At 67.9% G+C, this 20903-nt stretch carries 27 protein-coding genes and 1 tRNA gene; 19 read left to right on the plus strand and 9 right to left on the minus strand.

Features of this window, described 5'->3' with window-relative positions:
• Positions 1–29: 29 nt before the first annotated feature.
• Together HVO_RS10815 and guaB are read right to left on the minus strand one after the other, a co-directional pair.
• Entirely contained in the window at positions 30–1118 is a 1089-nt protein-coding gene (locus HVO_RS10815) for a TrmB family transcriptional regulator (RefSeq protein WP_004043666.1), read from the minus strand.
• A 141-nt stretch (positions 1119–1259) separates the two neighbouring features.
• On the minus strand, positions 1260–2756 hold the full coding sequence (gene guaB / locus HVO_RS10820; RefSeq protein ID WP_004043665.1) for an IMP dehydrogenase: 1497 nt from the start codon (positions 2754–2756) through the stop codon (positions 1260–1262).
• Between the two features lie 397 nt (positions 2757–3153).
• Between guaB and HVO_RS10825 the strand changes: the two genes are divergently transcribed.
• The 9 genes from HVO_RS10825 to HVO_RS10855 all read left to right on the plus strand — a co-directional run bounded on the left by HVO_RS10825 (position 3154) and on the right by HVO_RS10855 (position 7958).
• Positions 3154–3351 carry a hypothetical protein gene (locus tag HVO_RS10825; protein WP_013035350.1) on the plus strand — a complete coding sequence of 66 codons (198 nt, stop codon included), beginning with the start codon at positions 3154–3156 and terminating at the stop codon, positions 3349–3351.
• Positions 3352–3435: 84 nt separating this feature from the next.
• A complete protein-coding gene (locus HVO_RS10830) occupies positions 3436–4320 on the plus strand; it encodes a DUF5794 domain-containing protein (RefSeq protein ID WP_004043664.1) in 885 nt (294 codons plus the stop codon).
• A gap of 42 nt (positions 4321–4362) precedes the next feature.
• Positions 4363–4749, plus strand: coding sequence for a secondary thiamine-phosphate synthase enzyme YjbQ (locus HVO_RS10835; protein WP_004043663.1), 387 nt, complete (start codon positions 4363–4365; stop codon positions 4747–4749).
• 95 nt (positions 4750–4844) lie between these two features.
• Complete coding sequence (locus HVO_RS10840) at positions 4845–5072, plus strand: DUF5795 family protein (RefSeq protein WP_013035372.1); 228 nt, start codon at positions 4845–4847, stop codon at positions 5070–5072.
• 56 nt (positions 5073–5128) lie between these two features.
• A tRNA-Trp gene (locus HVO_RS20700) sits at positions 5129–5305 on the plus strand.
• A gap of 87 nt (positions 5306–5392) precedes the next feature.
• Positions 5393–5554: a hypothetical protein gene (locus HVO_RS20925; protein WP_161606682.1), complete on the plus strand. Its 162-nt coding sequence runs from the start codon at positions 5393–5395 to the stop codon at positions 5552–5554.
• A 28-nt stretch (positions 5555–5582) separates the two neighbouring features.
• Positions 5583–5963 carry a hypothetical protein gene (locus tag HVO_RS10845; RefSeq protein ID WP_004043661.1) on the plus strand — a complete coding sequence of 127 codons (381 nt, stop codon included), beginning with the start codon at positions 5583–5585 and terminating at the stop codon, positions 5961–5963.
• A 108-nt stretch (positions 5964–6071) separates the two neighbouring features.
• The gene (gene hdrA, locus HVO_RS10850) at positions 6072–6560 is read left to right on the plus strand and encodes a dihydrofolate reductase HdrA (RefSeq protein WP_004043660.1); all 489 of its coding nucleotides are present in this window, start codon (positions 6072–6074) and stop codon (positions 6558–6560) included.
• Positions 6561–6653: 93 nt separating this feature from the next.
• On the plus strand, positions 6654–7958 hold the full coding sequence (locus HVO_RS10855; protein ID WP_004043659.1) for an MFS transporter: 1305 nt from the start codon (positions 6654–6656) through the stop codon (positions 7956–7958).
• 54 nt (positions 7959–8012) lie between these two features.
• Here HVO_RS10855 and HVO_RS10860 read toward each other — a convergent pair whose 3' ends face one another.
• The 5 genes from HVO_RS10860 to HVO_RS10880 form a co-directional block, all read right to left on the minus strand.
• Entirely contained in the window at positions 8013–9086 is a 1074-nt protein-coding gene (locus HVO_RS10860) for a glycosyltransferase family 4 protein (RefSeq protein ID WP_004043658.1), read from the minus strand.
• A gap of 1 nt (position 9087) precedes the next feature.
• The gene (locus HVO_RS10865; protein ID WP_004043657.1) at positions 9088–9465 is read right to left on the minus strand and encodes a 6-pyruvoyl trahydropterin synthase family protein; all 378 of its coding nucleotides are present in this window, start codon (positions 9463–9465) and stop codon (positions 9088–9090) included.
• 6 nt (positions 9466–9471) lie between these two features.
• A complete protein-coding gene (locus tag HVO_RS10870) occupies positions 9472–10470 on the minus strand; it encodes a zinc-dependent alcohol dehydrogenase (RefSeq protein ID WP_004043656.1) in 999 nt (332 codons plus the stop codon).
• A 3-nt stretch (positions 10471–10473) separates the two neighbouring features.
• On the minus strand, positions 10474–11259 hold the full coding sequence (locus HVO_RS10875) for a GTP cyclohydrolase III (protein WP_004043655.1): 786 nt from the start codon (positions 11257–11259) through the stop codon (positions 10474–10476).
• A gap of 70 nt (positions 11260–11329) precedes the next feature.
• Complete coding sequence (locus HVO_RS10880) at positions 11330–11584, minus strand: hypothetical protein (protein ID WP_004043654.1); 255 nt, start codon at positions 11582–11584, stop codon at positions 11330–11332.
• Between the two features lie 78 nt (positions 11585–11662).
• On the opposite strand from HVO_RS10880, the gene HVO_RS10885 reads away from it, so the two are divergent.
• From HVO_RS10885 to HVO_RS21410, 3 genes are all read left to right on the plus strand, one after another.
• Positions 11663–12445, plus strand: a complete 783-nt coding sequence (locus HVO_RS10885; protein ID WP_004043653.1) for an HAD-IIA family hydrolase — start codon at positions 11663–11665, stop codon at positions 12443–12445.
• A 105-nt stretch (positions 12446–12550) separates the two neighbouring features.
• Positions 12551–13147: a DJ-1/PfpI family protein gene (locus tag HVO_RS10890; protein ID WP_004043652.1), complete on the plus strand. Its 597-nt coding sequence runs from the start codon at positions 12551–12553 to the stop codon at positions 13145–13147.
• A gap of 78 nt (positions 13148–13225) precedes the next feature.
• Positions 13226–13360, plus strand: a complete 135-nt coding sequence (locus HVO_RS21410) for a hypothetical protein (RefSeq protein WP_004043651.1) — start codon at positions 13226–13228, stop codon at positions 13358–13360.
• Positions 13361–13471: 111 nt separating this feature from the next.
• Here HVO_RS21410 and HVO_RS10895 read toward each other — a convergent pair whose 3' ends face one another.
• Together HVO_RS10895 and HVO_RS10900 are read right to left on the minus strand one after the other, a co-directional pair.
• Positions 13472–13870 carry an OsmC family protein gene (locus HVO_RS10895; protein WP_004043650.1) on the minus strand — a complete coding sequence of 133 codons (399 nt, stop codon included), beginning with the start codon at positions 13868–13870 and terminating at the stop codon, positions 13472–13474.
• A gap of 98 nt (positions 13871–13968) precedes the next feature.
• Positions 13969–14685 (minus strand): metal-dependent hydrolase, encoded by a 717-nt coding sequence (locus HVO_RS10900; protein ID WP_004043649.1) that lies wholly within the window; start codon positions 14683–14685, stop codon positions 13969–13971.
• Between the two features lie 307 nt (positions 14686–14992).
• On the opposite strand from HVO_RS10900, the gene HVO_RS10905 reads away from it, so the two are divergent.
• The 7 genes from HVO_RS10905 to HVO_RS10935 all read left to right on the plus strand — a co-directional run bounded on the left by HVO_RS10905 (position 14993) and on the right by HVO_RS10935 (position 20682).
• Positions 14993–15724 carry a fumarylacetoacetate hydrolase family protein gene (locus HVO_RS10905; protein WP_004043648.1) on the plus strand — a complete coding sequence of 244 codons (732 nt, stop codon included), beginning with the start codon at positions 14993–14995 and terminating at the stop codon, positions 15722–15724.
• 48 nt (positions 15725–15772) lie between these two features.
• Complete coding sequence (locus HVO_RS10910; protein ID WP_004043647.1) at positions 15773–16165, plus strand: DUF1648 domain-containing protein; 393 nt, start codon at positions 15773–15775, stop codon at positions 16163–16165.
• A 41-nt stretch (positions 16166–16206) separates the two neighbouring features.
• Positions 16207–16824, plus strand: coding sequence for a gluconate 2-dehydrogenase subunit 3 family protein (locus tag HVO_RS10915; protein ID WP_004043646.1), 618 nt, complete (start codon positions 16207–16209; stop codon positions 16822–16824).
• The gene (locus HVO_RS10920; RefSeq protein WP_004043645.1) at positions 16817–18397 is read left to right on the plus strand and encodes a GMC family oxidoreductase; all 1581 of its coding nucleotides are present in this window, start codon (positions 16817–16819) and stop codon (positions 18395–18397) included. Before HVO_RS10915 ends, HVO_RS10920 begins: the two co-directional genes overlap by 8 nt.
• Before the next feature lie 94 nt (positions 18398–18491).
• Positions 18492–19577: a histidinol-phosphate transaminase gene (hisC, locus tag HVO_RS10925; RefSeq protein ID WP_004043644.1), complete on the plus strand. Its 1086-nt coding sequence runs from the start codon at positions 18492–18494 to the stop codon at positions 19575–19577.
• Positions 19574–20083 (plus strand): adenylate kinase family protein, encoded by a 510-nt coding sequence (locus HVO_RS10930; RefSeq protein ID WP_004043643.1) that lies wholly within the window; start codon positions 19574–19576, stop codon positions 20081–20083. Before hisC ends, HVO_RS10930 begins: the two co-directional genes overlap by 4 nt.
• Positions 20080–20682 carry a CDP-alcohol phosphatidyltransferase family protein gene (locus HVO_RS10935; protein ID WP_004043642.1) on the plus strand — a complete coding sequence of 201 codons (603 nt, stop codon included), beginning with the start codon at positions 20080–20082 and terminating at the stop codon, positions 20680–20682. Before HVO_RS10930 ends, HVO_RS10935 begins: the two co-directional genes overlap by 4 nt.
• The last annotated feature ends 221 nt before the right edge of the window (positions 20683–20903 follow it).

Raw genomic sequence — 20903 nt, forward strand, 5'->3', positions numbered from 1 at the left:
GTTATACATTCCGGCGAACCGAACAGATACTAACTGTCGGATGTCCCCGAAATCGACTCGACGGTGATGCGGTTCGCCTCGACATCCTCTAACACCGCGCCCCACCCGCCGACGGTGTAGGTCTCCCGGTCGGTCTCGACGGTCAGGCAGACCTGCCCCGCGAGTTCCGAAAACGACAACGCGTCCGTCGGTGCGGAGACCGCCGTGTAGTACACGTCAGTCACTTCGCCGGTGAACTCGATTGGGTCGCGCTCGTCGGTCTCGTAGCCCTCGATGTGGGCGGTGATTCGGTTCCCGTCGCGGACGAGCGGCTCTACGTCCTGTACGAAGTGTCTGATGTCCGAGTACACTATCGGCGGCTCGTCGGTCTGCGCGTCGTAGACGACCTCCCAGACCTCCCACAGCGCCGTCTGGAAGTACCAGTGGAAGACGTACGCCAGCGTGTAGTCGTCGACGAGGACGCCGTACTGGTTCACCGAGTTGTCGTGCGGCGCGAAACACGCGCCCGTCCGGTCGACGATGGCGACGAACGGCGTCGGAAGGGTTCGGTGTCTGACCTCCGTGGCGACCCCGCGGTACTCCCGTTCGGCGGGTGGTTCGAGCTCGTCGGTCCGCTCGGGGTGGAGCACGACCTTCACCAGCGCGCCGTTCTCGTACGCCTCCGACAGCGCCGGCTTGAGCTCGTAGAACTGCTCGGGAGTGACCGACAGTTGGACCTCGCCGTCGGCCCCTCGAATCATCTCTTCGGCCCGATTGAACACCGTCTCGAAGCGCTTGACGATGCTCAGCATGTGCCGGTCGACCGCGGGCTGTTGCCAGCGCGCCTCGATTTCCTCTGCCGCGTCGTCCAGTTGGACGGCGCGGCTCTTGAGGTCCTCCATCACCGATTGCGGGTCGCACGCCCGCGCGTGAAGACTGTCTTGCTCGTAGGTCTCGATGTAGCCCTTCGCTTCGAGGTCGCGGAGAACATCGTAGATACGGGCGGTCGGCACGGCGCAGGCGTCGGCGAGTTCGGTCGCACTCGCCGCGCCGAGTTGCAGCAGCGCGACGTACGCCTCGGCCTGATACTGAGACAACCCGGCGTTCCGGAGTGCGGTGCGTAGCTCCGCGGTATTCATCGCTTGTAGATGCACGACATACATCCCTATTAATTATCGTATGTTCTCGCCCCGCGTTCGCTCCGGGCGTCGAGCCGAGAGCGGGGAGAAAGAACAGTGAGGAGACGGAAACAGCGGGAAAACGAAACGGTCGGGTGCGCGTTACTCGCTCGGGCTGTAATTCGGCGCTTCGTCGGTAATCATCACGTCGTGGGGGTGGCCTTCGGTCTGGCCGGCGGCGGAGACGCGGACGAAGCGGGCGCGCTCTTTGACCTCGGGGATGGTCTCGGCACCGACGTAGCCCATGCCGGACTGCATACCGCCGACGAGTTGGTGGAGCTCGGACGCGAGCGAGCCCTTGTACGGCGTCGCGGCCTCGACGCCCTCGGGGACGTACTCCTCGTCCTCGTTGTCCTCTTTGAGGTAGCGGTCGGCACCGCCGGACTGCATCGCGCCGACGGAGCCCATGCCGCGGTACTGCTTGTACTTCTTGCCGTTCATCGTGATGACGCGGCCGGGGGCCTCGTCGGTGCCGGCGAAGTAGGAGCCGAGCATGACGGCGTCGGCACCGGCGGCGACCGCCTTGATGGCGTCGCCGGAGTAGCGGATGCCGCCGTCGGCGATGACGGGGATGTCGTGGTCGGCGGCGACGTCAGCAACTTCCGCGACGGCCGAAATCTGGGGCATGCCGGAGCCGGAGACGACGCGGGTCGTACAGATGGAGCCGGGGCCGATGCCGACCTTGATGCCGTCCGCGAAGTCGACGAGTTCGGCCGCGGCCTCGCGCGTGCCGACGTTCCCGACGACCACGTCCGCTTCGACGGACTCCTTGATGTCGCGGGCGGTGTCGATGACGTTGAGGTTGTGCGCGTGGGCGCAGTCGATGAAGATGACGTCCGCGCCGGCGTCGTCGGCCATCTGCGCGCGCTCGTCGTCGAACGGGCCGACGGCGACGCCGCAGACGAGGCGGCCGTCGTCGTCGCGGGCGGCGTTCTCGTGTTCGCGGCGCTGGAGGATGCCCTGCATCGTGACGAGGCCGACGAGGCGGCTGTCGTCGTCGACGATGGGGACGCGCTCTATCTTGTGGTCGTACATGAGTTCGAGCGCGTCGCGGGCGGTCACGTCGCGTTCGGCCGTGATGACCTCGTCCGTCATGGCCTCGCCCACCTCGTCGGACTCACCGACTTCGAGGTACGGGCGGATGTCGGTGCCGGAGATGATGCCGAGGACCACGTCGTCGTCGTCGACGACGGGTGCGCCGGAGACGCCGGCGCGCTCCATCATCTCGTCGACCTCGCTTATGGTCTGGCCGGGGTTGGCCGTGACCACGTCTTCGCGACGGATGACGAGCTTGTCGGCGCGTTTGACGCGCTCGATTTCGCGGACCATCTGCTCGGCGTTCATGTTGCGGTGGAGCACGCCGAGGCCGCCCTCGCGGGCCATCCCGATGGCCATCCCGCTTTCGGTGACGGTGTCCATCGCCGCCGAGAGGATGGGAATGTTGAGTTCGACGTTCTTCGAGACGCGCGTCGACACGTCGGCGTCGTCGGGTTCGACGCGGCTCTCCATCGGGCGGAGCAGTACGTCGTCGAATGTGAGGGATTCGGGTACCCGTAGCTTCTCGGTGAAGGGTTCTCGGTCAGGAACGTCGTTCGCCATATCAAGCGTGGTTGCGGCGACGACAAAAGGGTTGCGAGATAGCACGGGCGTGTCGATGTATCGCAAACCCGACCGTCGATATACCCACATACGTGAGTATTCTCTGCATCGCCGGTCGACCGAGACGACCACCGAAGCACGTGATGACGCCCGTGAACGACGGACGCCGCCGCCCCCCCGACACGCCGGGGTGTTCGTCCCCCCGTCACGGTGTACCGAATCGCAAGACCATCGTGAATAATCACCATGTTCACGAACGTGTACCACGAGATTTCCGAGATTTCAAATTATAGCCGATGAATCGTCAGTACTTTTTATACTGAAGGCAGAAATACTCGTGTCCTGTGCGGGCGTATCCCACACAACGTTTAATACTCCTGTCCTATTGTAATCTCGTATGGACTCCACGTGTCCCGCCGCATCGCGCATTGCCGGTCAAACGACCTCCGACTCCGGCATTCTCTTTACAGCGATGTGGCAGACATTTAAACGGGAGTTCAATTTCGGACGAAATGGGCTTCGCGTGCAGAGCGCCAGCACGCCCCTGTCCGAATTGCGTTCGTATCGCCGCTTGGGCCATGGTGACGGCCAGTAACATCGAATGAGTGTCTCACGCCACCCAGTCGCCCTTCGCCTCGAGCAACAGGTAGGGGGTGCCACCCGACTGCTCGCAACCGTCATGGGGTTGCCCCTCATCGACGGCATCTTCCCCGCGCTCATCATTGCGGGGGCGCTGACGACCACCGCCGGGAACCCCTCGGTCGCGGGCATTCTCCAGACTGGGCTGCTCATCTTCGGCGGGTCGGCGACGGTCGCGGTCATCCTCGCCGAGATGGACGGCACGCGCCGCGAGCAGCTCACGTCCATCCTCCTGCTCGGCGTGCTGCTCATCCCGGTCGCGGTCGCCGAGGCCGCCGTCGCGGAGACCATCGAGACGCTCCTGAACTTCGAGGTGTTCCACCGCTTCGCCGGCCTCGTCATCCTCGCCGTGGCGGCGAAGACGGCCTCCTCGAAGGTCGGCGAGTACCTCCCGTCGCCGAGCATCATCATCGGCCTCGGCCTCGTCGCGAGCTTCGAGCCCGCCGGGTTCGAACTCATCGTCACCCCCGACCCGATGCGCCTGCTCAGCGCCGGCGCGGCGGCCGGCACGGGCGTCGGCTTCGCCGGGGCGGTCGCGCTGTTCGCCCCACGGCTCCGCGGCAACGTCGACATCGACCTCTTCCGCTTCGGAAGCTCGGTCGCCCTCGGCATGCTGGCGCTCGACGTGCTCGGCCTGATGCCGACGCAGGCGCCCGTCGCCCTCGGCGTCCTCGCCGTCACCGCGCTGTTCGCGTTCGACCCCGGCTCCGACGGCGCGGACCTCGACGAGTTCGTCGACGACGCCTCCGCCACCGAGTCGGCCACGCCCAACGCTAACGCGAACGGGGCGGTCGCCGACGGTGGCGACGACGCCGACCCGGCCGACTACGACGCGCTGGTCGACGACGCGAACGAGACCGACGACGACTCCGAACCGGGGTACGGCTATCCCGGCGAAGAAGAGTCGCGCGCCCCCTGGCTGTAACTCGCCGGGCGACTTTTTCTCCCGGCCGACGAACCACGTCGCGTGCGACGGACTTTCGATATCCGAACCGAGCGCCGGCTTCAGGTCGTCGACGTGACCGACGAAGTCGAGGCGGCGCTTCCACGGGGATACGACGGCGTCTGTACGGTTTTCTCGACACACACGACGACCGGCGTCTGCGTCAACGAGGCCGAATCGCGGCTGCTCGGCGACATCGAATCGATGCTCACCGAGGTGGTCCCCGACGACGGCTGGGACCACGACGAACTCGACGGCAACGCCGACTCGCACCTCCGCGCGCTCCTCGTCGGCAACGGCGTCTCGATACCCGTCGTCGACGGCGCTCTCGACCTCGGGCGGTGGCAGTCCGTCCTCCTCGTGGAGTGCGACGGCCCGCGCACGCGGACCGTGACGGTTGCGACGCCCTGAATCGACTCGGGACGCAGCCTCGCGGACAGCCAGGTCCCCGACACCTCCCCGACCGCTGGCGGAGGGCTTACTTACTTCGGGACGGTTGCACGGGTATGAGCAACCGCGTCGTACAAGGACGGATGGTCACGCCCGAGACGCTCGCCGAACTCGTCGAGGGCGAGCGCCCGATGGACGCCGAGCCGATTCAAGACGCCGACTTCGACTGCCCGGAGTGCGGCGAGAACGTCATCCAGGTGGGCTACATGCCGAGCGTGACGGAGTTCGTGACGGCCTACAAGTGCCAGGAGTGCGACTGGGCCGACGACGACCGCGACGAGTAGAATCGAAACCCCTTTAAGAAAAATCGCCATACGAGAGAGTGCAGACAGAACGAATCGGGGCTGTGGCCAAGCCCGGCATGGCGACTGACTCCAGAGGCTTGGCGCCCGGGACGACACTCCAGCTGATATACTGAGCGACCGACTGATCATCGGTCGTGTTGACGACCCTCTGGAGTTCCGAGGTGCCCACCGGAGATATCAGTCGATCGGGGGTTCAAATCCCTCCGGCCCCACTCTAACCTTAATCCTTTCGCAGGGTTTTAACAAGGAGTAGCGACGCTCTCGCGTGGGTTCTCACCCACTCAGGAGGTGCGTTCTCTGTGAGCGATTCTCCACCAGAGAAGAGCGACAGCGACGGCGAGAACCAACGCGCCGTCGCGGCGGCGGTCCCGCGGCTGTTTCTCTATGCACCGAGCCTCTATCACTCGTTTGAAAAGGAGTGGTGTTCGGTCGGAAGAAATTACCACAAGAATACCAACTGATTATAGTCGCCGGGGGTGACGGGGCGGTATGGTACGGGACACAGCGCACCGACTCGCCGAGTACCTGAGCAGGCGCATCGGCGACGGGCTTCGGACGGTCGTTATCGCCGCCGACGGCGGCTACGAACTGGAATACATCCGCGACGACCTCTCGGAGCGGTACACCGAACGGACGCTGACGGCGGCCGTCACCGACCTCCAAGTCGAGACGTCGTTTTCGTCTCCCAGTAGCGACTCGTCTCCTGCCGGCGAACGCCGCGCGGTCGTCTACTACTACGAGAACGCGTTCGTCCTGCAGTTTCCCTTCTCCGAGGCGGAGCAAATCATCATCAGCATCGGAACCGGCTTCGGGACTGACCTCCTGCGGTTCATCGAGGACTGCCGGCGCATCGTCGACCGGGAGAACTGAGCGCCGGGGCGGTCGCGGGCGGGGGTGAGGTCGATGCCGAGCGCTGACGACGGGAGGCGACGCCGCCGCTGCACAACGATTTTCTCTCGTGCGCCCGACGTGGGAGTGATGGAACTCGTCTCTGTCGCCGCGCTCGCCGAGAACCGCGTCATCGGCCGCGACGGCGAACTCCCGTGGCCGAGCATCCCCGCCGACAAAAAGCAGTACCGAAGCCGCATCGCCGACGACCCGGTCGTCCTCGGCCGGACGACGTTCGAGTCGATGCGCGACGACCTGCCGGGGAGCGCCCAAATCGTCATGAGCCGAAGCGAACGGTCGTTTTCGGTCGACACCGCCCACCGCGCGGCGAGCGTCGAAGAGGCGGTCGACATCGCGGCGTCGCTGGACGCGGAGACGGCCTACGTCATCGGTGGTGCCGCCATCTACGCGCTGTTCCAACCCCACCTCGACCGGATGGTGCTGAGCCGCGTCCCCGGCGAGTACGAAGGCGACACGTACTACCCCGAGTGGGACGCCGCCGAGTGGGAACTCGACGCCGAGACCGACCACGAGGGCTTTACGCTCCAAGAGTGGGTCCGGTCGGCGTCGTCCAGATAGTCGGCGGCCCCCAGACTCGCTCGGCTCCGGCGGCTCCGGCGAGGCCCGCTGGGGCGCGTAGCTTGATACGCCGGAGGGCCGTAGCGGGCGACGATGCGTCCGAACCTCGACACGCGGATTCTCGCGCTCGCGCTGGCTCGGATGGTCGACGCCCTCGCCAACTCGTTTCTGGTCGTCGTCCTCCCGCTGTACATCGGGAGCCAACTGGTGTCGATGCCGTCGTTCGTCGGGACGACGCTTTCTCTCGGGGTCGTCGAGGTACCCCTCTCGACCGAACTCCTCATCGGCGTCGTGCTCTCGCTGTTCGGGTTTCTCAACAGCTTCAGCCAGCCGTTTACGGGGTCGCTGTCGGACCGCACGGGCCGCCGCCGAGTCTTTCTTTTGACCGGCCTCGCGCTCGTCGCCGTCGGGAGCGCCGGCTACCTCGTGTTCACGGCCTACGGCTCGATACTCGTCATGCGTGCGCTCCAGGGTCTCGGCGCGGCGTTCACCATCCCGGTCACGGTGGCGCTCGTGAACGAACTCTCCGACGAGGACGAACGCGGCGGCAACTTCGGCCTGTTCAACACCTTCCGACTGCTCGGTTTCGGGACCGGCCCGCTCGTCGCCGGCGGCGTCGTCACCGCCGGCCCCTACTCGCTCGCCGGCGTCGCGCTCTCCGGCTTCGACGCCGCGTTCCTCGTCGCGGTCGTCGGCGCGGCGGTCAGTTTCGTCCTCATCGCGCTGCTCATCGAGGACCCAGAACGGACCGACAGCGAGGCGGCCGACGACATCTCGATTTCGGTTCGGAACCCCGACGGCCCCGGCCTCGACCCCGTGTTCGCCCTCGGCGTCGCGACCGTCGTGATGGCGCTGAGCATCGCCATGTACGCCCCGCTCGCAAACGTCATCAACGAGCGCCTCGACCAGGGGACGTTCCTGTTTTCGGTGCAGTTCGGCGCGACCGTCCTCGCCAACGTCGTCTTCCAGTACCCCATCGGCCGGCTGAGCGACCGCTACGGGCGGCGGCCGTTCCTCGTCGGCGGCTTCGTCCTCCTGCTCCCGACGACGCTCGCACAGGGGTTCGTCCAGACGCCGGCGCTGATGATTCTCGCGCGGTTCCTGCAAGGCGTCGCGGTCGCGGCCGTCTTCGCTCCCTCGCTCGCCCTCGCCGGCGACATCGCCAAGGCGGGGCAGTCGGGGTCGACGCTCTCGCTTCTCACGATGGGGTTCGGCCTCGGCGTCGCCATCGGCGCGCTGTTCTCGGGCGTCCTCGTCGGCTTCGGCTTCGCCGTCCCCTTCGTGGCCGCGACCGCGCTGGGCGCGGTCGGCCTGCTCCTCGTCTACACGCAGGTCGGAGAAACCGTCGAGGTCGGCGGCGGTGGCGGCGGCAGTCCCTCGCCCGCCCGCGGCGATTAGCGCCGCGTCGACGCCGCGGTCGACGTCGACGCCCGGTCCGCGTCGGCGTCGGCGTCAGTCGGCGCCACCAACGATATCGAGCAAAAACGAGCGAACCGTCGCCGCCGTCTCGTCCCACGTCGGGTGCGCGAGAAAGCGGTCGCGGGCCGAGATAGCGAGCGACTGCAACCGCCGGCGATTCCGACACAGCGGGGCCACGGCGTCGGTGAGTTCGGCCGGGTCGGTCGGGTCGACGAGGAAGCCGTCTTCGCGGTGCGTGACGAGTTCGCTCGCGCCGCCGGCCGACGAGACGAGCGCCGGGAGGCCGAACCCCATCGCCTCGACCGCGGCGATGCCGAACCCCTCGTAGTGGGAGGGGAGCGCGAACAGGTGTGACTCCCGGAGCGTCGCGGCGAGGTCGGCGTCCGAGAGCCGGCCCGCGAACGTCACGCGGTCGTCGATGCCGCGGGCGACCGCGAGGGCCGAAAGCGAGTCGGCGTAGTCGGCGTCGACCGCCGCGCCGACGACGGTTAGCTTCCAGTCGTCGCGGGCGCGAGCGAGACCGCGGAGCAGGCCGTCGACGTTCTTCCGCGGTTCGAGGTTGCAGACGGTGACGACGCGGAGCGGCCCATCGGCGGCGCGCGCCCGTATCTCGTCGTCGTCGAGGGGCGCGCCGAACGACGCAAAGCGGTCGCCGGCGGGGTGCGCCACGACGCTCGGGTCGGGGTCGGTGACGGCCGCGACCGTCCGTTTCGTCGTCTCGCTGTTGAAGACGAACGCGTCCGCAGAACGGAGATACCGGGTCTCGACGGCGCGTCTGGCGTGTCGTCGCCACGCCCGGAACCGCTCCAGCGAGTTGAGGTGGTGGACGACGGAGACGACCGGGGTCTCGTCGTCGAGCAGGGCGTTCGCGCCGACGAGCGAGGGGTGACACAGTTCGTCCTGCAAGAGCACGTCCACGTCGAGGGCGCGGAGGCGGCGGACGGCGGTGACGTTGTCCCGGAGTCGCTTCCGGTACGGCCGCTCGGGGAGCGAGACGACGGTCACGTCGTCGCCGGCGGCGCGGAGTCCGCCGACGAGTTCGGAGTCGTAGCGATAGCCGCCGGAGCGGTCGTCGAGCGGGCCGTAGACGACGAGGCCGACACGCACGTCAGAGCGGAGTCTCGTAGGTCGCGCTCGCCACGTCGTCCTCCCAAACGCGGACGGAGACGTGCTGGGGTGCGTCGAGCGAGGCCGCCTCGACGAACCGCTCGCACACCTCGCGGGCGAACCGCTCGACGCTCGGGTTCTGCCCCGAGAACTCCACGAGTTCGTTCATCGTCTCGTCGCGATAGCGAGACAGCGTCGCGTCCAGCGCGGCCTTCACGTCGTCGATGTCGACGAGGTAGCCGTACTCGTCGAGCTCCGGTCCCGACAGTTCGACCTCGACGGTGAACGCGTGAGAGTGTAACTCACCCTCCGGGCCGGGGTTCGGAACCGTCAGGTGGTGCTGGGCGATGAGGTCCCTGCGAACCGAGACGCGGTACATGAACTGTCAACAGTTCCGGTACGTAAAGAGGATTTGGACGGCCTCGTCGGGCGCGTCTTCGAGGAGTCGGTAGGCGCGAGCGGCGGACTCGACGCCGATTCGGTGGGTCACGAGCGGGTCCAGCGGGAGGTCTTCGAGGTGGTCCCACGCCAGCGAAAAGCGGCGGTCGGCGTCCCAGCGGCCGCGAAGGTCGGGGTCGATGGTGCTGACCTGACTGCTCTCGACGCTGATGCGCGAGCGGTGGAACCGCCCGCCGAGGTCGAGGGTGGCTGGCTTGGTGCCGTACCACGACCCGACGACGACCCGGCCGTCGTACCGCGTCACCGACAGCGCGTCGTCGAGCGCGTCGGGGTCGCCCGAGAGTTCGAGCGTCAGGTCGGCCCCGTCGGCGGGGGCGTCAAGCGACTCGGGATGGACGGCCTCGTCGGCGCCGAGGTCCTCGGCGATGGCCCGGCGCTCGGCCACGCAGTCGACCGCGGTCAGACTCCCGAGCGGGAACTGCGCGAGGAGCGCGGTCGTCACGAGCCCGACGACGCCCTGTCCGAAGACGACGGCGTGCTCACCGATGAGCGGCCGACCGTCCATCACGAAGTTGAGCGCGGTCTCCATCGTCGGCAGGAGCGCGGCGCGCTCGTCGGTCACGTCGTCGGGGACGGCGATGAGTTCCGAGGGGGACGCGAGAAAGCGGCTCTCGTGGGGGTTGAACGCGAAGACGCGGCTGCCGAGCCGCGAGTCGGGCACGCCGTCACCGACGGCCTCGATTTCGCCGACGGCGGCGTAGCCGTAGCGGAGCGGAAACGAGAGGTCGCCCTCCAGCGCCGCGATTGACTCGTCGGCGGCGAGGTCGGTCGGGGCCTCGCCGCGGTAGACGAGTCGCTCGGTCCCGGAACTCACCGCGGAGGTCAGGGTGCGGACGCGGACCTCCTCGGGACCGGGCGCTGGCACGTCGCGGTCGCGGACCTCGACGCGTTCGGGGGCCACGAAGTAGACCGCGCGACCCTCCATCGCTCAGTCGTCTGCGGTCTCGACGGCGGCGTCGGCGTACTCGACGGTCGTGCCGCGGTGGCGACAGTCTTCGAGCGCGTGTTTGGCCGCGAAGCCGGCCTCGTGAGCGTTCGACGCCGTGCCGACGCCGACTTTGAGTTCCACGTCCGCCTCGGCCTCGACGTGGTCGATTGCGTCGCGGTACTGGTCTTCTGTGAGGTCGGGCGTGACCGAAATGATGTTGTCGCCGCCGACGAAGAACGACAGCGCGCCGTGTTCCTCGCGCAGGTGGCGCATGAGCGACGCGTAGCCCTGTTCGATGTGGATGAACGTGTCGAACTCGTTGAGGCGGTCGGTGTACTTGCCCGTCGCGTCGTTCACGTCGAAGTGCGCGATTTGGAGATCGGTTCCCGTGCGGTCGGCGTCCGCGAGGGTCTCCCCGGAGAGCACTTCGCGGCGGTCGCCGTCCTGTGCGCTCCCGACGCGCTGGATGCGGTCGGTGGCGCGTTCGAGCGCGACTGCGGGCGACCGGTCGACGCCGATGCCGAGACTGAGCGTTACGGGATAGCGGTTCGCGATAGACTCCTGCAGCAGTTCGTGGTCGTCGCGGTCGAGACCGTTGGTGACCGCGACCATGTTGTCGAATCGGGTGAAAAACGCGTACCCGTCGCGAGAGCCGACGTACTGGGCCAAGTCGGCGAAGAGCCGCGACTGGAGCGTCTGGAGGTCCATCTCCCGCCGCGGGTCCGGAGTGACCGTCCACGGCCCGTAGTTGTCGATTTGGACGAGTGTCAGCTGCGTATTCGTCACGGTAGACGAGTAGGGCGTCGCGCATATTGGTCTTTGGTTCTGTGACGGTTCCGCCGCAACCCCGAGTCGCTCAGCCGCCCGACTCCCGGAGCGTCCGGCTGGCGACCACGTCGAGGACCGCCCACGTCGCCAGCCACACGCCGACCGACAGGAGGGCGATGGTCGTCGTCGACAGAAGCGGGACGACGACGGAGATTGTGGCCACGATGGAGTACGTCAGAAACACCGCGACCATCGTGGTCACGAGCCCGTAGACGCCGACGGCGCTGTTGCCGGTCGCCGGCCCGCGAAGCCACCCGACCAGCCGCTTCGAAGAGACATCCATGCGACGACATATGCCACCAATGAACATAATAGTTCTCGCGGGCGAACGTTCAACAGCCCCGGCTCCCTACCGAGGACGATGGACTACCGAGGTGTCGTGTTCGACGTCGACGGAACCGTCGTCCGCGGTGACGAAGCGATTCCGAGCGCGCTCGACGGGCTCGCCGCCGTCGACGCCGCCGGACTCGACCGACTGTTCGTCTCGAACAACCCGACGAAAGCGCCCGTCGCCTACGAGGCGCGGCTCCGCCGAGCCGGCATCGAGGCGACCGCCGACGAGGTCGTCACCTCCGGCACGACGACGACGGCGTACCTCGCAGACCGGCATCCCGGCGCGCGGACGTTCGCCATCGGAGAGTCGGGCTTCCGCGACCAACTCCGCGACGCAGGCCTCGAACTCGTCGGTCCCGAGGACGACCCCGAGGTCGTCGTCGTCGCCATCGACCGCGAGTTCCACTACGACGACCTCCGCGACGCCAACCGCGCGCTCCGGGCCGGGGCCGCCTTCTACGGTACCGACCCGGACGTTATCATCCCGACCGCCGACGGCGACATCCCCGGGTCGGGCGCGATTATCAACGCCGTCGCGGGCGTCGCCGAGCGCGACCCCGACGCGATTCTCGGCAAGCCCTCGAAGGTCGCCCAAGAGGACGTCCTCGACAGACTCGGCCTGCCTCCCGAAGAAGTCCTCATCGTCGGTGACCGCCTCGATACCGACGTCGCGTTCGGCCTCGACGCGGGCATGGGGACCGCGCTCGTCCGAACCGGCGTGACCGACGACGCGGCTCTCGCGGCCAGCGAGTACGAACCCGACCACGTCCTCGACGACCTCGGTGAGGTCGAGCGTCTCGTCTCGGAGTAGCACGGTTCGGCCGCGAGAGCGGTCGAACTGCGCCGTCCGCGCCGCGGGTCTTCCCTACACAATCGTTATCGTTCTGACGCGACAACTACCGAGCGGGTGATGCCCATGTCCGGAAAGAAGATTCTGCTCCTCGCCGGCGACTTCGTCGAGGACTACGAGATTATGGTACCGTTCCAGGCGCTCCAGATGGTGGGGCACGAGGTCCACGCGGTGTGTCCCGAAAAGGAGGACGGCGACCGGTGTAAGACCGCCGTCCACGACTTCCGCGGCGACCAGACGTATCTGGAGACCCGCGGCCACGACTTCGCGCTGAACGCGACGTTCGCGGACATCGACCCCGCGGACTACGACGCGCTCGTCGTCCCCGGCGGCCGCGCGCCGGAGTATCTCCGCGGCTACGACGAGGTGCTCGACGCCGTCCGGCACTTCTTCGACGAGGGCAAGCCGGTCGCCGCAATCTGCCACGGCCCGCAGATTCTCGCCGCCGCGGGCGTCCTCGACGGCTACGAGATGACCGCCTACCCCGCCGTCCGCGCGGAAATCGAGCGCGCGGGCTGCTCGTGGGTCGACGAAGTGACCGTCGACGGCAACCTCGTTACCGGCCAAGCGTGGCCGGACCACCCCGAGTGGCTGGCGGCGTTCCTCGACGTGCTCGGCACCGAAATCAGCCACGAACCGGCCGCAGCGGCCGCGGACGACTGATTCGTCGAGCCGCTCACACGATGTCTCGTGTGAGAATGTCTGACAAAGATTTTTATTAGGGGCGACGAAGGGAGAGGTATGGAAGAGCCGAACAGCCCGTACTTCCGCGAACAGGTCGACGACGTCGTCGAATCGGACCCCCAAGACCGCGAGGTTATCATCGTGGAAGGCGAGGCGATGAGTCTTCGAAGCTATAAGAAGCGCCGCGACTGACCCGGCGGGGCGTCTCGGAACCCGAATCCGAGCCTGCGGCGACACTCGTCGCTGGCGGCGTCGGTTTCTGCGAAAAGAATGAGTACGTGTCGGCGCACCCGCGAGCGACGCTTAGAACGCGTCGCCGACGACGGTCACGTCGGCCTGCAACTCGTCGCGGAGCGCGTCGTGGACGTGGCAGATGTCTTCGGCGAGTTCCGTGATTTCAGCGAACTCGTCGTCCGAGAGGTCGGACTCCACGTAGACGTCGAAGCTGATGCGTTCGAGGTCGTCGCTGTCGTCGAGGTCGGCGTCGGCGTCGATCTGGACCTTACCGAGGTCGTCGAAGCCCGTCTTCTGCCCGCCGACGCGGAAGGCGGGGAGGAAACAGGAGGCGTACGTCGCGACGAGCGCGGCGTTCGGGTTCGGACCCGTCTCGTCGGTGGCGTCGATTTGGAGGTCGAAGTCGCCGACCTGGCTCGTGCATGCGAAACCGTCCTCGCTGACAGTAGAGGTCTGGATGTCGGACATTCACTCCGAAGGAAGAAGCGACCGACCCTAAAAGTTCCTCAATAGGACAACGGTGTGCACAAGCGCCGACCCCAAACGTCGCCGCCGACCGAGCGGGGTTATTCGAGCGTGAACGACTCGTCGCCGTCGAGCGCGTGGACCTCGGCCCGACTGCCGGCGGCCTTGACCTCGCGCTCGAAGTCGCGCACGTCGATTTCGATGGCCGGGAACGTGTTGTAGTGCATCGGGAAGGCGTGGTCGACGCCGAGCCAATCGGCGGCGACAGCGCCCTGCCACGGCCCCATCGTGAAGTGGTCACCCACCGGGAGCGCCGCCGCGTCGGGCTCGAAGTACGCGCCGAAAATCTCGCGCATGTCGGTCATGAGCCCCGTGTCGCCCGCGTGGTAGAACGTCGTCGACTCGGCGTCGGACTCCTGTGTCGGCACCGCGTCGCTAATCATGTAGCCGCCCGGCATCCCGGCCTCGTGCTCGTAACCGGTGTTGATGCCGTTCGTGTGGTCGGCGCGGACCATCGTGACGAACGCGTCGCCGAGTTCGACCGTCCCGCCGATGTTCATCCCGATGGTGTCGTCGACGCCCATCTCGGCTTCGACGTAGCCGGTGAGTTCGGGCGTGCCGACGACCGTCGCGCCGTCGAACTCGCCTGCGTGGGCGATGTGGTCCGCGTGCCCGTGAGTGAGAAGCACGTAGTCCGGCGTCTCCACGTCGCTCGGGTCGAGAGACGTGGCGGGGTTGTCGAAAAACGGGTCGATGAGAAGCGAGGTGTCTCCGACCGTGACGTACCACGTCGAGTGACCGTGCCAGGTGAGTTCCATAGCACTCGGTTGTTACAGGCGAAATACACAAAAAGCTATTCGCAGGGGGTGGTGTGACCGCTTTTCGGCGGTGCCGCTCGTCGAGCTCTCTCGGCGTCGTTGGACGGCACAGCCCCGGCGCTCTCGCGTCGAGTTTGACAGCAGAATCGGCCGCCCGAGTCCACTCGAACGAACTGTCCGGGACGGCCGATACACGTCCGTCACCCCAGGGCCACAAAAGCGATGAGAATCGTGCAACACTGTCCCGCGTCACCGGGCGACTCGCACGATGTAAAAGCCTATCACGCCACCCGCCGACGCGTGGGGCATGCATCACGTCCGATTCCGCGACCCCGCGGGCGCGGTTCGAACCGGCGAGTGGCACGGCGATTCGGTCTCCTTCGGCGGCGAGCGCTACGACCTCGACGAGGTCGACGTGCTCCCCCCGTGCGAGCCGTCGAAAATCGTCTGCATCGGCCGCAACTACGCCAAGCACGCCGAGGAGCGCGACGAGGAGGTCCCCGACCGTCCGCTTCTGTTCCTCAAGCCGCCGAACGCGGTCGCCGGCCACGGCGACACCGTGACGCTCCCCGCGGGCAAAGAGCAGGTCGAACACGAGGCCGAGCTCGCGGTGGTCATCGGGGAGCAGTGCCGGAACGTCGCGCCCGAGGACGCCGCAGAGGTCATCGCGGGCTACACCGTCATGAACGACGTGTCCAACCGCGACGACCAGGACATCGAGACGAACTGGGTCCGCGGGAAGGCGTTCGACGGCTCGGCCCCGCTCGGGCCGGTTCTCGCCGACCCCGACCACCTCCCCGACGACGCGAGCATCTCGCTTCGCGTGAACGGCGAGACGCGACAGGACTCAAGCATCGAACACCTCATCTTCTCGATTCCCGACCTCGTCGCCGAAATCACGACCTACATGACGCTCGAAGCCGGCGACGTCATCTCGACCGGAACGCCCGAGGGCGTCGGCCCGCTGGCAGACGGCGACACCGTCGAAGTCGAAGTCGAGGGCGTCGGTATCCTCGAACACCGAGTCCGACAGGCCTGAACCCGACCGACACCCCGTTTTTTCATCACCGAGTCGCAATCCGACCGTATGCGAGTCCCTCGGTTGACACTCGTCGGCATTGCGATTCTCGCACTGAGCGCCGTCGCCGGCGTCGCCCTCCTTCCCGCGCTCCCATCCTCGGTCGCGATTCACTTCGGCGTCGGCGGCGACCCCGACTCCTTCGTCGCCGCCCCGCTGGGCGTGCTTCTCGTTCCGGCAATCGGCGTCGGCGCGCTTCTCATCACCCGTCTCGCGGACGCCTCGGGCATCGGAACCGGCGCGCCGCCCGTCTTCGACGCGATACTGGCGACGTTTCTCGCGTACGTGCAGGCGCTCGTCCTCGCGTACAACCTCGGCGCGCGGTTCAACATGGTCGTCGCGGTCGTTCCCGCCGTCGTCACGTTCGGCGTCGTCGCCGTCGTCCTCGACCGCGCGGGCTGAGAAGGCAAGCCCTAAGATTAGGCTGGCCTAATTCCCGCCGAATGCGACTGACGCGACGGGACGCGCTGGCCGTGCTCGCCGGTCTCGGCGTCACCGGCGGGGCCGTGTCGCTGACCCGGTTCGACCCGCCGACCGCCGAGTCGACCGATGAGAGGGGCGATTCGTCCGGAGAGGACGGCGCGGACGGCGACGACGCCCCGCCGACCGCGGTGCGCGAGACGATGGTCGCCGCGGGCGAGGTGGTCTTCCCGAGCGCGGCCGAGGGCGTCTCGGAGTTCGTCGAGACCTACGTCGTCGGCCGCGCGAGAGACGACGCGCGCCGGGATGCGATGGTCGACGCCGCGACCGAGTTAGACGACGTGGCCCGCGACTGGGAGGGCGCGGCCTTCGCCGACCTGCCGGCGGGCGACCGCGACCGCCTCCTGCGCGAACTCGGCGTCGACACCGCCGATCCGGTTCAGGATGGGACGCTCTCCGAGCGCCTCCGGTTTCACGTCGTGAACGAACTGTTGTACGCCTTCTACGCCTCACCGACCGGCGGCCGTCTCGTCGGCATCGAAAACCCCATCGGCCACCCCGGCGGGACCGAAAGCTACCGGCGGGCGACGATGGACGCCCCCGGCGAACTGCCCGACTCGGGAGGTGAGCACGATGGATAGGTCGCCCGTCTCAGACGCCGACGTGTGCGTCGTCGGTGCCGGGCCCGCCGGCGGTATCGTGGCTCACCGACTCGCCGAGTCGGGGGCGTCGGTCGTCGTCCTCGAAGCCGGGCCGCGGTTCGACGGCGACAGGCGGGAACAGTTGGAACAGCACATCCGCCCCGGCCTCGGCGGCCCGTGGGAGATGGGCGGCCCGCGGGACGCGTTTTCCTCCTCCGGCGACTCGTTTTACCCGCTGAACGCCGCCCGCGTGAAGGGCGTCGGCGGGTCGACGCTCCACTGGCAGGGGATGGTGATGCGCCTCCACGAGCGCGATTTCGAACTCGACTCCAGACACGGCGTCGGTGCCGACTGGCCCATCGGCTACGACGACCTCCGGCCGTACTACGCCGCCGCGGAGCGCGAGTTGGGCGTCGCCGGCGCGGCCGACAACCCCTACGCGCCGCCCCGGGAGGAGCCCCACCCCCTTCCCGCCTTCCGCCCGTCGCACTCCGACTCTATCTTCGCTGCGGCCTGCGAGCGCCTCGGCATCGACATGCACTCGGTGGGCAACGCCCGCAACTCCGAACCCTACGACGGCCGGTCGTCCTGCGTCGGCTACGGGACGTGCAAGCCGGTCTGTCCCTCCGGCGCGAAGTACACCGCCGAATCACACGTCGAGAAGGCCGAAGCCGCGGGCGCGCGGGTCATCGACCGAGCGCGAGTCCGGCGACTCGACCACGACGAGACGGGCGAGCGCGTCGTCGCCGCCGCCTACACGACGCCCGACGGCGAGACCCACAGACAGGAAGCGACCCAGTTCGTCCTCGCCTGCGGCGGCGTCGAGAACGTCCGACTGCTCCTGCTCTCCGACTCCGACCGCTACCCCGACGGCCTCGCCAACTCCTCGGGGGCGGTCGGTCGGTACTTCATGGACCACCTGTTCGCCGGGGCGGGCGGCCGCCTCGACCGACCCACCCGACAGAATCACGTCGGCTTCAACACCAGCGAGTGCCACCAGTTCTACGACGACGCCGAGCCGGTCAACGGCCTCAAACTGGAGTTTCTCAACTACGCCGGCCCGTCGCCGGTCATCGACGCCCTCCACGCCGACACGTGGGGCGACGACCTGCGCGACCAGTTGGACGAGAGCTACGGCACGCACATCTCGATGGGCGCGCTGGTCGAACAACTCCCCCGCGAGGACAACTACGTCGGCCTCGACCGGGCGACGACCGACGACCTCGGCGACCCCGTCCCCGAGATACACTGGTCGGTCGACGAACAGACGGAGGCCGCACTCTCGCGAGCCAACGGGATTCAGACGCGCGTGCTGGACGAACTCGGCATCGAGGACCGCTGGACCGTCGGCCCCGACGAGACCGGTCCCGCGTACCACCACATGGGGACGACGCGGATGGGCGACGACCCCGACGAGAGCGTCGTCGACGCCGAGTGCCGAGCGCACGACCTCGACAACCTCTGGATTTCGGGGTCGAGCGTCTTCCCGACCGGCGGCGCGATGAACCCGACGCTCACCATCGCGGCGCTCTCCGTGCGACTCGCCGAGTCGCTTCGGGCGGCGCTCGGCTGACGGCCGTCGGTGTCGCGTCCCCAACCCGACCCCCTACCGCCACGTCCGACCCGGAGTACGCACCCTTAAGAACCGCGACCCGCATTTTCCGACCATGCAACCACGGGACCTCTCCGCGCACGCTCCCTACGTACCCGGCCGCGGGACAGAGGAGGTCGCCCGCGAACTCGGAATGGACCCCGAGGACCTGACGAAACTCTCCTCGAACGAGAACCCCCACGGCCCGAGTCCGAAGGCGGTCGCCGCCATCGAAGACGCCGCGCCGACCGTGAGCGTCTACCCGAAGACCGCCCACACGGACCTGACCGAACGCCTCGCCGACAAGTGGGGCCTCGCACCCGAACAGGTGTGGGTGTCTCCCGGCGCGGACGGCTCTATCGACTACCTGACCCGCGCGGTGCTCGAACCGGACGACCGGATTCTCGAACCCGCGCCCGGCTTTTCGTACTACTCGATGAGCGCCCGCTACCACCACGGCGACGCCGTCCAGTACGAGGTGTCGAAGGACGACGACTTCGAACAGACCGCCGACCTCGTCCTCGACGCCTACGACGGCGAGCGCATGGTCTACCTCACAACGCCGCACAACCCCACCGGTTCCGTGCTCCCGCGGGAGGAACTCGTCGAACTGGCCGAGTCGGTCGAAGAGCACACGCTCCTCGTCGTCGACGAGGCCTACGGCGAGTTCGCCGAGGAGCCGTCGGCCATCGACCTCTTGTCGGAGTACGACAACGTCGCGGCCCTGCGGACGTTCTCGAAGGCGTACGGGCTGGCCGGCCTCCGCATCGGCTACGCCTGCGTGCCCGAGGCGTGGGCCGACGCCTACGCCCGCGTGAACACGCCGTTCGCCGCCAGCGAGGTCGCCTGCCGCGCCGCGCTCGCCGCGCTCGACGACGAGGAACACGTCGAGAAATCCGTCGAGTCGGCCCGGTGGTCCCGCGACTATCTCCGCGAACACCTCGACGCGCCGACGTGGGAAAGCGAGGGCAACTTCGTCCTCGTCGAGGTCGGCGACGCCACGGCCGTCACCGAGGCCGCCCAGCGCGAGGGCGTCATCGTCCGCGACTGCGGGAGCTTCGGCCTGCCGGAGTGCATCCGCGTCTCCTGCGGCACGGAAACCCAGACCAAGCGCGCCGTGGACGTGCTCAACCGCATCGTCTCGGAGGTGCCGACGGCGTGAGAGTCGTCGTCACCGGCACGCCCGGCACCGGAAAGACCACGGCGACCGAGCGCGTCGCCGCCGACCTCGACCTCGACGTGGTCCACCTCAACCGACTCGTGAAAGACGAGGGTCTCTGGACCGAGCGCGACGACGAGCGCGACACGCTCGTCGTGGACCTCGACGCCGCCCGCGACGAGCTCGGCGACTGGGACGGCATCGTCGAGAGCCACCTCGCACACCACTTCGAGGCCGACCGCGTGGTCGTGCTTCGGTGTCGGCCCGACGTACTCGAACAGCGCCTCCTCGACCGCGGCGAAGCCGAGGCGAAGGCGCGCGAGAACCGCGAGTCCGAGGCGCTGGACGTGATTCTCGGCGAGGCCGTCGAGTTCCACGGCGAGGAGTCGGTGTACGAAATCGACACGACCGACCGCGACCCCGACGCCGTCGCCGACGACATCGCGGCGGTCGTCGCGGGCGAGCGCGAACCCTCGGCGGGAACCGTCGACTTCATCGACTACCTATGACGCTCGACCAGTACCGCGACACCGCCGACAAGCTGCTCGCCCCGTTCGTCTCCGTCGCCGACGCGGTCGGTCTCTCACCGAACGGCGTGAGCGTCGTCGCCTTCGGGTTCGCCGTCGCCGCCGGCGTCGCCTTCGGCCTCGCCGATCCGCTTTGGTACGGCCTCGGCGCGGTGTTCGTCTTCTGTAACGGCTGGCTCGACCTCGTGGACGGCGCGCTCGCCCGCGAGCAGGGCGTCTCCTCGAAGGCCGGCGACCTGCTCGACCACGTGCTGGACCGCTACGCCGACATCGTCGTCCTCGTCGGCCTCGCCGCCGGCATCGACTCGTTCGCGCTGGGCCTCGCGGCCGTCACGGGCGTCCTCATGACCTCCTACCTCGGCACGCAGATTCAGGCGGTCGGCCTCGGGCGCGCCTACGGCGGCCTCGTCGGGCGCGCCGACCGACTGGCGCTCATGGGCCTCGTCGGCCTCGCGTCCGCCGTCTACCCCGACGCCGTCGGCGGGCTGACGCTCGCCGGCTGGCTCCTCGTGTTCTTCGCCGTCGTCGGCCACCTCACCGCGGTCCAGCGCTTCTGGGGCGCGTGGGGCGACCTGACCTGACCTGACCTTCCCCACCCCGTCAAACTTCGACTCAGCCAACCACGCCCCACGCTCGAATCGACTCGGTTCGGCGCGGGGCGACGCGACCCCGAGCCGACACCGTCGCCGCGGCGCGCTCTTTCGGTCCGCTCTAGCATCCGTTTCGCTCCCGTAACCAGGTGGGACCGCCCCGCGTCGGGTGTGGATGTTGCCCGCTAAACCAGATTTATATGATTGAGATT

Source organism: Haloferax volcanii DS2, from assembly GCF_000025685.1.
GTDB classification, from domain to species: Archaea; Halobacteriota; Halobacteria; order Halobacteriales; family Haloferacaceae; genus Haloferax; species Haloferax volcanii.